This is a genomic window from Pediococcus acidilactici, assembly GCA_024970065.1.
Lineage (GTDB): Bacteria > Bacillota > Bacilli > Lactobacillales > Lactobacillaceae > Pediococcus > Pediococcus acidilactici_A.
In genome coordinates, this window is the sequence record CP103908.1 from 1045252 (window position 1) to 1057880 (window position 12629).

The window sequence follows — 12629 nt, forward strand, 5'->3', positions numbered from 1 at the left end:
GAATGTACAGTACGTGATTTTAGTAAATAATATTTTATTGTCGGACAAATTCCGGAACCGGTTCAAAAGTCAACCGGTGTAGCGGGGTAACTCCCAACTCCCTTAAACCTTCCAAGTGCTGCTTGGTTCCGTAACCCACGTTTTGGTCGAAACCGTAGCCGGGGTAAATTTTATTGTACGAGCGCATGAGATGGTCCCGGTACACCTTAGCCACAATTGAAGCTGCCGCAATGCTAATACTCTTAGCATCCCCTTTATACATCACCGTCTTAGGGATGCTCGTAGGAACCTGAACTGCATCAATTAACAAGTGTTCCGGCGTTACGTTTAAATGGCTAATTGCGTCGTTCATCGCCGCTTTGGTGGCGTTCAAAATTCCCATTTGATCAATTTGCTGGTTAGAACGCACCCCGATACCAACGCTAACTGCTTCAGATAGAATTTGGGCGTACAGAGATTCCCTAAGTTTTAAGGACAACTGTTTGGAGTCGTTAACTTCTACCAAATCAAAACGGTCGTCTAAGACCACTGCCGCCGTCACCACTGGTCCAGCTAAACATCCGCGGCCTACTTCATCAATTCCAGCCACAAACTGCTTGCCGGACTGCCATAACTCATTTTCCAAGGAAAACCGCTTTTGAAAAGCGAGGCGTTGTTCAGCCACTTTTTGGAGCGCCTTTTCCTTTTGCCGTAATAGTTTTTGTACTCCGGCCCGGCTATCGTCAGCTAGAGCCAAAAAGTAAGGATCATTAACGTCTTGAACGGTTACTAAGCGTTCCTTAATTTCTTTAATCGTCGCCACGGTCGTTAAGCTCCTCCACAAAATCTAAGTTAAAACGACCCAGTTTGCCTTTTCGGGCATCCAATAGGATTCGTTGGCTAGCACGATCGTAGTCGTCTCGCATTCCTAACTTCTGGGTAATCAACAGCAAAAGTTCTGGCAACGGCTGGTCAAAGTCCTCATCCGTTAAATGGTACCTCTCCATTAAGCCACTGCGATACTTTTCGCCAAAAATTTGCAAGCCAAATAACGCCACGTCATCATTGGCGTATAAGTTGTCCTTAATTGCCCCCGTAAATGCTAACTTGCTGCCAACCGATTGGTCTTCAAACTTCGGCCATAAAATTCCGGGAGTATCTAATAGGTACAAACCTTGCCGTGATTTAAGCCACTGTTGTTTTTTAGTAACGCCAGGACGGTCCCCAGTAATGGCAACTTTTTTGTTAACCAGATGATTTAGTAAGGTCGATTTTCCTACATTAGGAATCCCGATACACATCGATTTAATCTCATTCTTCTTAATGCCCCGACTTTCCCAGTTTTCAAGCTTATCCGCTAGAATTGCGCGAGTATGTTTTAGGATAATTTTTTCCGTTGAAGGCTCTTTGGAATTCAACGCCACGGCATGTTCGCCGTTTTTGCGGAAGTACTCCAACCACCGTTGGGTCTCTTGGGGATCGGCTAGGTCCGCCTTGGTTAAAATTAACAAATGCGGCTTATCCTTAATAACCGACTCAATCATCGGATTGCGTGACGAAACCGGGATCCGCGCGTCAACCAGTTCAAAAACAACGTCAACGAGCTTTAACTTTTCCTCAACTTGCCGAATAGCTTTGGCCATGTGGCCCGGATACCATTGTATAATAGGCATATTCTCTAACTCCTTTTATATCAAGACTTTAAACACCTTGTTTGTTTTATTTTTTTAAAAATTGGGCAATCCGGTTTTAAACCGTTAAATTAGCCCGCTTAAACTTGCTGATTAGCATTGCTTAGATTAGCTAAACGTTATTGTATCAGCAACCTTTTACTACACTTAAAAACACTAATACGTTCACTGTATAATAGGTATATTTTCTAATCCCTTTTATATCAAGGTACTAAGCCCTATTTTTATTTAATTTCTTGGGAAATTGGGCAAAAATTGGGCAAATTTGTCTAAAAAAAATAAACTAACTCTTTAATGGATCCGTGAGTCATCGGATCGCTAATTATTTTTTTAGCATCAAGTACCTATGTTACCTAATTTATTGAAATTTTCAAATCCGAATACCCATTGGGGATGTATTAATTGAAATTGGGCAAAAATTGGGCAAACCTCAAATCTAGTAATCGCCAAATCAATTTTACCATCTTCAAAGCTGTTTGCTACCACATCTTGAGCATCCATATTGTTTCTAATAACGAGCATTGGGCAAATTAAGTAAGTCGAAAATAAGCTGTTTACACGATGTTCAATATTTAATTAGCGGTTAACTAATTTTTACTAGTCCTAAATAAATCAAAAAACAGAAATCAATTCCTCGACAATCTGATTTCTGTTTTTGTGTGCATCAAGTCTATTCATAAAGATTCATACATACACTAGGACAAACAAAAAGAGAACCGAAATCGTTCCCTTCACTCGTGAAATTGATTTTTCTATCCTAAGCGGTCTTTATTACCAAACTCATCCTTCATTGCCATACAAAACACGTAAACGGAAAAGAATAACATTACGAAAAATGATCCAACCACAAAATCTGCACTTTCCTTAAGTGGCGTAAACGTAGTCATTACTAACATTAATGAGTTAGCAATTATCCAAACAATATACAACTTTTTAGTTCTTTTCGTTAGATTTGCCTTTTTTAATTTCATGATGAATCACTCTCTTTACTTCATACATGCTAACTATTCCAATATTTCTTAATTCACAAAGCCCCTTTTAACAATTGTTATTGAAACTTCTATTAGGTTCAAATATTTGCTGAATTTCGACTTTTAAAATTTGTCTTTTATCCTATCCATACTTATATAGTACATTTTTGAATTAAAAACCGTTCCTACTTTTCCGCTTTAATTGTAATCTTTCTTCATGCGTTTGCAAGCGTTTTTTCAGCATGAACATAAGGCTTCGTATTTTAGAAAAAAACTTAACATTTAGTCAAATATGCTTTTTACAATAACTTTTAAGCCACTAAAAAGAATCCACATCTTATTTTTATTTATCAAACATTTTTGATTAACCATCGTCAATAATCAAGGATACACCCTTTATTTGAATAATAATGTTACTCCTGAAAAGAAAGTTCTATCTTAGTATTTTTTTAACGAGGTTATTAAACAGCGTAATAAACCTGTATTTAACACTGAGTAAGATATGCATATAATCAAAGTACATTTAAACCGCGTTCAACAGATGGAGATACTTTGAAACCTCAATCTTTTCTAATTGTTTGTACATTTTCTCTAATGAACATATTCGTGGATCCTTCACTACCATACTTAGACGTACTAAACTAGTTAGTTCAATTCCAACTTATCAAAACGATATATCTATTTTCCTAAATAACTGCATTGTCCTCGAATTAGAAAGAGGTCGCTTTTCAAATGCAGCGTACTACATTAAACAATTAAGAAGAATAGCCTCCAAATCCCCCAGAAAAATTTATGATTGCTTAATGTGTAATTTTTACCAAGTATTATTAAGTCGAGAATTGGGAATTGTTTCAAATGTTGATAGTACAATTCAACCTCTTGATAAATTAAGCTTTACCGAACATGCAAATGAATTGCGGAAATTTGCTAATGATGTTAAAAACTATAAATATACTTTAGTTTAGATAGATTAGTGAATTAGCTTATAGACGACTAGATCCGTAGTACTTAAGTATTACATATTTTTTGAATTTTACTCAAAACTAAAAAAGGAAACCAATCCGTCGTTAGACGAAGTGATTTCCTTAACAGGTTCTACTATTACCTGTACTTGGCAAAAAGCCAATATATGTATCAGCACTTTTTATTCAGAATAAATTTTTTTATGGTAATTAATACGAATTACCTTTCATTTAAATTTTCAACTATTTTAGCTAAAATTTTTCCTTCAAGGTTAGTTTTTTTGTACGTAGTTCTTGTAATTCTTTTGCTAGCCGAATTCCTTTTCTTAAATTAACCAGCATTGCTATTAAAAACAAAAAATCAAGAAAATTCACTAGCAAACTAAATCAACTTCCATATTAATCTCCTAATCTTGCAACTTTTCTAGAGTTTTTTCAAAATCTTTAATTGTCTTCTTTTCTTCCTCTATATTTGAACTTATCCGTTTGTCTATACTTATTGAACTAAATGTCAACAGTAATAAAAGAAAAATAGACGCACCAAGCAATAACATCTGCACTTACTAAACGCCTCCTTACGCGATGATATCAATATTTTAAAATGTAACTATACCATATCGAGTGTCGCTTTACCAAACAGGAGCCCATTAAACCAGAAGAATTTAATTCTGCATTCTTTTGCATTGTTTCAACCGCTTCTTGCGCCATGTCACTGAATTCAGTATTAAACGCTTCTGGTCCAACATTTTACACCAAAACACCTCTTAAATTAATTTGGCAAAACCGCCTTTGTAGCCTACTTTTAATTCACTAACTATCGGTTTTTTAATAGCTTCTGTCGTCATCCCTAACAGGCAAATCACCTAATTTGTGCTGCAATCCTTGATAATAATATTATTATCCGATGAAAGTATTTTATTAAAAAAGGAACCAATTCATCATCAGATAAAGTGGTTCCCTTAATTATTTTATAAAAATTAGTTTAAAAGAAAACGAAATTACGCTATTTTTTATTCTAATCTTTACGTTGTTTTTTCCATACTCTCACAACTCCAAGTAGGCTACTTATAAATATCAATATAACTCCGCTCAGCGTTGCAGTATTTTCCTTTTTTTCGCCAGTTTGTGGTAACTTGCTTTGTGTAAATTTTGTTTTTGCTGCTTTGCCTACTTCTCTCGGTTTGGTCAAAACAACTGGCTGAACAGTTTTAGATAGATTAGTTGAATTTGCCGTTGAATCTTCTATAACTAATTTATTTGAATTTGTTAGCTGATCCATCCTAGTTGATTTTCTTGGTTGAGTTGATTCAACTGTCCTAGTAGGATTTGTTAGCTTAGTCAATTTAACAGGTTTATCAGGGATGAATGTTTGAACTGTTTTGACTGGAAGTTTATTACTTTTATATACTACAGTAAACTCAAGGTCTTTACTGTCACCAGTTACCGTCTGGGCACCAATTCGTACTTGATCTGCCGTGTAACCTTTAATAACTGGACTGTCTACGGCCGCAAACGTTTGGGCTGCCGACCAAGCACCATAGGTTTTCACTCCCGTTACTGCATCAGTGGAAACTGTCCGGGTAAAGGTGACCGGTTTTGCTACATAATCTGGATGGGCCTGCTGGCCATCTGCGTATACGTAATGAACTTTTTCATTGATGGTTTTGCTTTCCGTCGTCACGACTGGCGCTTTCTTTTTATACACTACGGTGAACTCAAGGTCTTTACTGTCACCAGTTACCGTTTGGGCACCAATTCGTACTTGATCTGCCGTGTAACCTTTAATAGCTGGACTATCTACGGCTGCAAATGTTTGGGCTGCCGACCAAGCACCATAGGTTTTCACTCCTGTTACTGCATCAGTGGAAACTGTCCGGGTAAAGGTGACCGGTTTTGCTACATAATCTGGATGGGCCTGCTGGCCATCTGCGTATACGTAATGAACTTTTTCATTGATGGTTTTGCTTTCCGTCGTCACGACTGGCGCTTTCTTTTTATACACTACGGTGAACTCAAGGTCTTTACTGTCACCAGTTACCGTTTGGGCACCAATTCGTACTTGATCTGCCGTGTAACCTTTAATAGCTGGACTATCTACGGCTGCAAATGTTTGGGCTGCCGACCAAGCACCATAGGTCTTCACTCCCGTTACTGCATCAGTGGAAACTGTCCGGGTAAAGGTGACCGGTTTTGCTACATAATCTGGATGGGCCTGCTGGCCATCTGCGTATACGTAATGAACTTTTTCATTGATGGTTTTGCTTTCCGTCGTCACGACTGGCGCTTTCTTTTTATACACTACGGTAAACTCAAGGTCTTTACTGTCACCAGTTACCGTCTGGGCACCAATTCGTACTTGATCTGCCGTGTAACCTTTAATAACTGGACTATCTACGGCCGCAAACGTTTGGGCTGCCGACCAGGAACCATAGGTCTTTTCCCCAGTTACCTTATCTGTAACAACGTTTCTAACAAATCCTACTGAATTAGCATGATAGTCTTCTGTAACTTTTAAACCGTTTTGAAATAAATAATGAATTGTTTCATTTACTTGTCTAATATCTTTACTTTGTACCATATCATGTTTCAAGTGAACTTGATAACTTTTGATTATTCCATCTTGATCATAGACTACTCCATTGACTGGATAATTATCTGAGTTCAGACTATAACCTTGTTTTATATAATTTTCGATATTTTTATTTGTTCGATAGGCATCCGTTGTGCCATAAGAACCTGACAAGCTTTGAACATGCAAAATTTGTCCAGTTGTGTCATCAATATAAGTCACAGTTGCTTTTTCTTTATTTAATTCATAAACATACGTTACAGTGCCTCCACTTTCTGTTAAGATGCCACTCTTAGCTAAGCTACCGCTTCCCATCCGCTTAAATGTATAGCCCTCAAAATTTATTTTATCAGTACTGTATCTATCGCCTACATATTTGGTTCCATCTGGATAATTCACAATGCCTTTACGTAACACATTGCCATTATCAGAAACATATTGTACATAAACATCGGCAGCGGGGGTCCGGGTATAATGAACAATAATTTCACCCGGATAAGTTGCAAAAGTGATTATATTATCTTTTTCATCAAATAAAGTACCGGCTTTAGCAGACGTCTTAACATATTTATACCCTTTACCTAAATTTAATATAATATTATTTTCCGAATTTATATTATTTGTTATATCAGCAGTAGATCCAATATCTCCACTTATTTCATTAGGCCTGATAATCTCTTTACCCGTAGTATCATCGACATATTTTATATGTGTTATCCCATAGGCAACGTAAGAAAAATCAATTAACTGAAATTGTTGTAAATTATGATAACTTCCTGTAGAACCCACTATACCAAAAGCATACGCAAAATTAGTTATGTCCGTTAACTTCGTAATATCTTTTGACCACTCGTAAGTTTTATTACCACGTACTAGCGTAACTGACAATACATTAGTCTGACCAGAATAATTAAAGACAATTGGATTCCAAGTACCATCGACTTTGCCAAACATTTGGGCTGGTGCATCTTTGCCATCGTAAGATTTATATTGACCTTTGGAATCAGTGTAGTAATAACTGCCGAAGGGACCGTTGACACTGCTTGGATCTTCTGGATTTTTATAAGTATCTAATTTAAAACCAAAAGAATCTTTTAGTCCATTCAGGCCAAATCCATTTCCAGCTCCTCCAATAGACGTCGTTTCCCCGGGATGCCAAAAAATCCCCAATCCATCGGCACCATTGTGAGACCCTAAATAAACTTTACCTTCTAAAGTAAAATCTTGGTTTAAGTTAATTTTGTTTTTTAAAACGGCTTCGCCAACCTTACTTCCTACATCTTCGGTCAAAGTAATAATTCCAGTCTTGGAGTCGTAAGTAGCCCCATTTAATAATTGGAAGTAATTTAAAAAGTTATCTTTCGTGACGGTAACACTATTAGGGAGCTGCTTAGCAAAATTGGGGAGTAATACTTTACTTTTTTTGTTAGTACTCGTATCAATTTTACCGGTATGAATTGGTGAATTAGCATTAACTGTAGTTTTGTTAAGTTTATTAGAACTATGGCCCAAACTGAAATTATGATCTCCAATATTAGTTTTAGCTTGGGAATCAGCAGCTGCACTAGAACTATGAGCTACGGCTTTAGTTTTAGCTTGGGAATCAGCAGCTGCACTAGAACTATGAGCTTTCAAATCAGACTCAGTATGAAGTTCGTTACTTGCTTTAGAAACATAAGCAGATGAACTGGGCTTTAATACGGTTTTATTTATACTACTGGAGCTGTTTTTTACAACAACGTCAGCAAAAACTTTGGGTTCACTAACTATAATGTCCCCAATTCCTATTGAAAGTACTGTGATGGCCATTACAGCCCATTTCTTTCCTCGTTTGTAGAGCTTATAATGGGTCTTCCTTTCAAAACCGTATTTCTTTTGCAACAAATTATCAACCTCCCATAAAGTATTTTAAAAAGATATAATTTTTACTACCGCACCTGCACAATATGTTTAAACCACTTTCGAAAGCATAAAAATAAACAAGCTTGGTATAAACAATATTATTAATAACACATATTAGACAAATATCAACTAAAACTTCAATTATCTTAATAAAAGCTCATCACTACCAAAACATCTATCATCTAACCATATATAATTTAAGGTGTATCAAATGTCCTAATCTTAATAATGTATAAAAATTACCACTCCAAAAGGAAAATTTTACAAATGATTAACCCTGTCTTATTTATTCAAAATAACTAATTAAAATGTATTGAGCCTAAACTTTATGTAAAAGCACTTGCTGAAGTGCGTTAATTGGGCAATTAAACTTTTATTATATACTTTATAAGAAAAAATAAAGCAATCGATAATTACATTTACTTACCTATCGTATACCGGTTTGAATTACTCTTCATTCGCAAACGAAGAATACTGTTATATTTTTAAAAATAAAAAATGTCCAAGAAAGCTAGATCAATAATCTAACTTTCTCGGACACTTCATACTACGTATAAACCGATTAATTTACTTTAGAAGCGTGCATATCCTAAAGCATGTTGCGCAGCCAAATTAATTAAACTCCATTGCCGGTCGTAACCAGGTTGGAAGAAGAAGTCAGCTTCGGCTAAGTCTTCAACTGTCAGCCGGTGTTCTACCGCTAAAGCCAAAACATTACCTTGAGCAGTTAAATCACATGTTGAAAGAACTGCGCCGCCTAAAACGATGTGAGTATGGGGGTCAAATGTGATATCGACATCCACGCGAACATTTCCCTCTGACTCAGGAACGTATGCCGGACGAATGTGATCGACATAGTGTGAATTAACAATTTCAACGTTAGAACGTTCTGCAGTAAATTCATTTACACCCGTAGAAGCAAAGTGTTCGTCAAATACATGCAATGCTGATGAGCCAACTACGCCTTTAAAGATTTGGGTTGGTTTCTTCTCGAAAATATGATTTACAACGTATTGAGCTTCACGCCGTGCAGTTGTAGCTAAAGCAATTGGAGATGGTTTTCCAGCCGGGATAGATAGTGGTAAGATGGCATCTCCGACTGCAAATACGTCGGGCACGTTGGTTCTCAAGTAGCCATCCACATTGATGAATCCGCGATCTGTCAGGTCCACTACGCCCTTGAGCCATTCTGTATTAGGTTGTACCCCGGCAGCTTGAATTACAAGGTCCGCAGGATAACTGCCTTTCTTAGTTTCCACACTGGCAACTTTTCCGTCACCCTTAAATGCGGTAATGCTCTGGCTCATTTCTACTTGGACGCCGTTGTCAGTCAACGTTTTATCGATAATTTCAGTCATTTCAGGGTTGAGATAATTGCCGAGGGGACGATCGATAAAATCAAATAAAGTGACATGTTTACCTTTCTTAGCAAATACTTCAGCTGCTTCAATCCCGATGTATCCTGAACCAACCACCGCAACATTTTTAATACTATCATCGGTTAGCGCTGCCTTAATCTTTGTAGCCCAGTCGTAACCACGCATTAAATATACATTTTCAAGGTCTGTACCTGGGACTGGCAAATTCTTAGGCGTCACTCCTGAACTAAGAATCAATTTATCATAAGCAACTTGTTCTTCTGTACCTTCTTTTAAATCCTTAACGGTTACCTGTTTTTGGTCAACATCAATTGCTGTAACTTGATGATTATTAAAAATCTTTCCGCCTTTGGAAGTGATGTCTTCTGGTCGGAAGTTCCTTACGTCATTAACATCTGTAACTTGGTCTTCTAAGTAAAGTTGCATCCCACAGGACATGAACGATACGAAATCACCCATTTCATAAATCGTAACATCGACGTTATCGTATTTATCCAACAGCTCAATTGCCGACTCATGCCCGCCGTGTGACGCCCCAACAATAATAACTTTTGCTTTATCCATCTATAATATCCCCCTATTCATAATATTACAGCTATAGTGTAACTCTTTTTGTAAACCGCTTACAAACAAAACGACAGTAATTTTACCAAAAAATATACTTTAATGTATTAAAAGCAATCGTTTAAATGTAGTTATAAAGTACTTATTATTAGATAAGTTAAAACTAAACCAACATGGGTTACTTGTTACTGTTTGGATGAGAGTCCTAAACATCTTTTTTTGCACCAGCGTTTAGTAATCACGCCCTTATCTAAACAAAGGTAGCTGCACGCTAAAAATTATCTTTTAAAAAGCATAGAAGTAGCAAGCAAACCTCCTAATAAAAAAGCTGTTCATCACAAAAATCAAACAGCTTCAATTATTGTACCTACGCCCATACCGCCACCAACGCAAAGGCTAGCAAGGCCCCTCTTTAATTTTTGATCGTTTAACTCGTATATTAAGCTCACTAATATTCTTGCTCCCGAAGCACCTACTGGGTGTCCCAAAGCAATCGCACCACCGTTAATATTCACGTTCTCTGTTTTTAACTTTAATTTTCTAATACATGCAATCGATTGCGCTGCAAAAGCTTCGTTAAGCTCATATAAATCAACGTCTTCTTTCGTTAATCCTGCATTTTTTAAAACTTCATTAACAGCATAGTACGGTCCCATGCCCATCATATCCGGGCTTAAACCTATCAGGGAACAGTTCACCCACCTTGCTAATGGCTTTAATCCGTGTGCGATAACCGCTTCCTTAGAAGCAAGGATTAGCGCTGCAGCCCCATCGTTAATCCCCGAAGAATTGCCAGCAGTAACCTCCCCATCTAGTTTAAACGCTGGTTTTAAATTTCCCAATTTTTCAATGGTTGTGTCCTTTCGTGGAGCCTCATCTTTGTTAAACAAATATTTACCACCGGCTTGTTTAATGGTTATTGGTGCAATCTCTTTATCAAAGCGACCATTATTTTGCGCATCAACTGCCTTCCGGTGACTAGCTAAAGCAAACTCATCCATTTCACGTCTACTAACGTGGTATTCCGAAGCAACATTTTCAGCAGTAATCCCCATATGATAGTGGCCCCAGGCATCAGTTAGTGCATCACTTAGAATTGCATCTTCTAAAACTTGATTACCAAGTCGCTGCCCAAATCTCGATTTATGCGAAATTAAAGGTGCTTCCGACATGCTTTCCATTCCTCCGGCAATTACAATTTTTGCTTGTTTCGAAGCGATAAGGCTTGCCGCTAAATTAATACTAGATAGACCTGACCCACACACATCATTAATAGTAATGGCCGGCACAGAATAATTAATGCCTGCGGATACCGCCGCTTGCCTTGCCGGGTTTTGACCATTACCTGCTTGAATCACGTTTCCCATTAGTACTTGATCAATATAATCATCTTTTAAATTAGCCTGATCCATTGCCGCCTTTATTGCAACACCACCCAGTTCAGCGGCTGTAAATCCTTTTAAACTCCCACCTAGTTTGCCAATTGCAGTTCGTTTGGCTGCAACTATATAAATTTCATCCAATCCTTGTTCACCCCAAAAATCTTGATAAATACAGTTAAAATAATCTGCACCATCATTAACCTTAAAAAATTTGCAATATTAATAAAAAACTATTGTTATCCTTTATCTAGGACAAACTAATTCTTTCAAAAAACGATTTAATTCCCTATTATTAAGCATTAATATTACCATTTGTTATATTTCTTTACATATATTATTTATCTACCAAACAAAATCATTACGTTTTTTTATAAAACGCGTTCTTAGTTCCATTAAACCTTCAAAAAGTTCTCCCAGAAATTTGCCCCATATTCGATAAACTAAAATATGCTAAAATCACAGTAGTAACAGTTTTTACGTGTATAGTAGCGTACAAAACACTAATGCGTCTCGTCTGGAAGTTCAGCAATTGTTGATTTTTGTAACGTCTTAGTCCATCTAGGCTGAGCTATATTATTTAAGTGAATGGAGAATTTTATGAGTAGTGAAAAAATTGAATGGCGGAAGGAAGAAAAAGGCTTTTCCCTTAGGAAAAAGCCTCAAATATTAACCATCCCCGAACAAAATTATTTTAGTATTGCCGGCGAAGGTGATCCTAATTTGCCAGATTTTCAGAAAAGGGTCCAAACCTTATATTCTGTGTCTTATACTATTCGGATGAGTCAAAAGAAAGGTTGGGATATCCCTAACTTTAAGCTATATACGGTGTACCCACTCCAAGGATACTGGGGAATTCAAGACCAATATCTAAATGCTCCGGTAATGAAGAAAGAACACTTTAAATACATTATCAGCATTAAACAACCAAGTTTTGTAACTGATGAGATTGCTAAGGAAGCTTTAGAACGCGCCAAGCCTAAGATTGATGCTTCCCTGTTTGAACAAATCTACTTCGAACATCGTCCAGCACAACTGGTAGCCCAAATCGTACACGTTGGCTCATTTGATACTGAACCAGAAAGTTTTCAAAAATTAGAACAATTTATTGATGAAGCTGGTTATCAACGTGGTGAAAAAGAACATACGGAAATCTATATGAGCGATTTTCGCCGGGTTGAGGAAGCTAAACGCAAAACTATTTTACGAGTGGCTATTCAGGAGAAACAGTAA

Annotated in this window: 7 protein-coding genes; 1 reads left to right on the forward strand and 6 read right to left on the reverse strand. The window is 37.0% G+C overall.

Annotated features, from left to right (window positions below; all coding sequences use genetic code 11):
* Nucleotides 1–34: 34 nt before the first annotated feature.
* From NYR25_04890 to NYR25_04915, 6 genes are all read right to left on the reverse strand, one after another.
* The gene (locus NYR25_04890; protein UWF32943.1) at nt 35–802 is read right to left on the reverse strand and encodes a ribonuclease HII; all 768 of its coding nucleotides are present in this window, start codon (nt 800–802) and stop codon (nt 35–37) included.
* Nucleotides 789–1652 (reverse strand): ribosome biogenesis GTPase YlqF, encoded by an 864-nt coding sequence (gene ylqF / locus NYR25_04895; protein ID UWF32944.1) that lies wholly within the window; start codon nt 1650–1652, stop codon nt 789–791. The genes NYR25_04890 and ylqF overlap by 14 nt, the downstream gene beginning before the upstream one ends.
* A 770-nt stretch (nt 1653–2422) precedes the next feature.
* Nucleotides 2423–2641 carry a preprotein translocase, SecY subunit, secY gene (locus tag NYR25_04900; GenBank protein UWF32945.1) on the reverse strand — a complete coding sequence of 73 codons (219 nt, stop codon included), beginning with the start codon at nt 2639–2641 and terminating at the stop codon, nt 2423–2425.
* 1977 nt (nt 2642–4618) lie between these two features.
* Complete coding sequence (locus NYR25_04905; protein UWF32946.1) at nt 4619–8056, reverse strand: MucBP domain-containing protein; 3438 nt, start codon at nt 8054–8056, stop codon at nt 4619–4621.
* Between the two features lie 590 nt (nt 8057–8646).
* Nucleotides 8647–10017 (reverse strand): FAD-dependent oxidoreductase, encoded by a 1371-nt coding sequence (locus tag NYR25_04910; protein UWF32947.1) that lies wholly within the window; start codon nt 10015–10017, stop codon nt 8647–8649.
* A 344-nt stretch (nt 10018–10361) separates the two neighbouring features.
* Nucleotides 10362–11540 (reverse strand): acetyl-CoA C-acetyltransferase, encoded by a 1179-nt coding sequence (locus NYR25_04915; GenBank protein UWF32948.1) that lies wholly within the window; start codon nt 11538–11540, stop codon nt 10362–10364.
* Between the two features lie 456 nt (nt 11541–11996).
* Here NYR25_04915 and NYR25_04920 point away from each other — a divergent pair, with 456 nt between their 5' ends.
* On the forward strand, nt 11997–12629 hold the full coding sequence (locus tag NYR25_04920) for a GyrI-like domain-containing protein (protein UWF32949.1): 633 nt from the start codon (nt 11997–11999) through the stop codon (nt 12627–12629).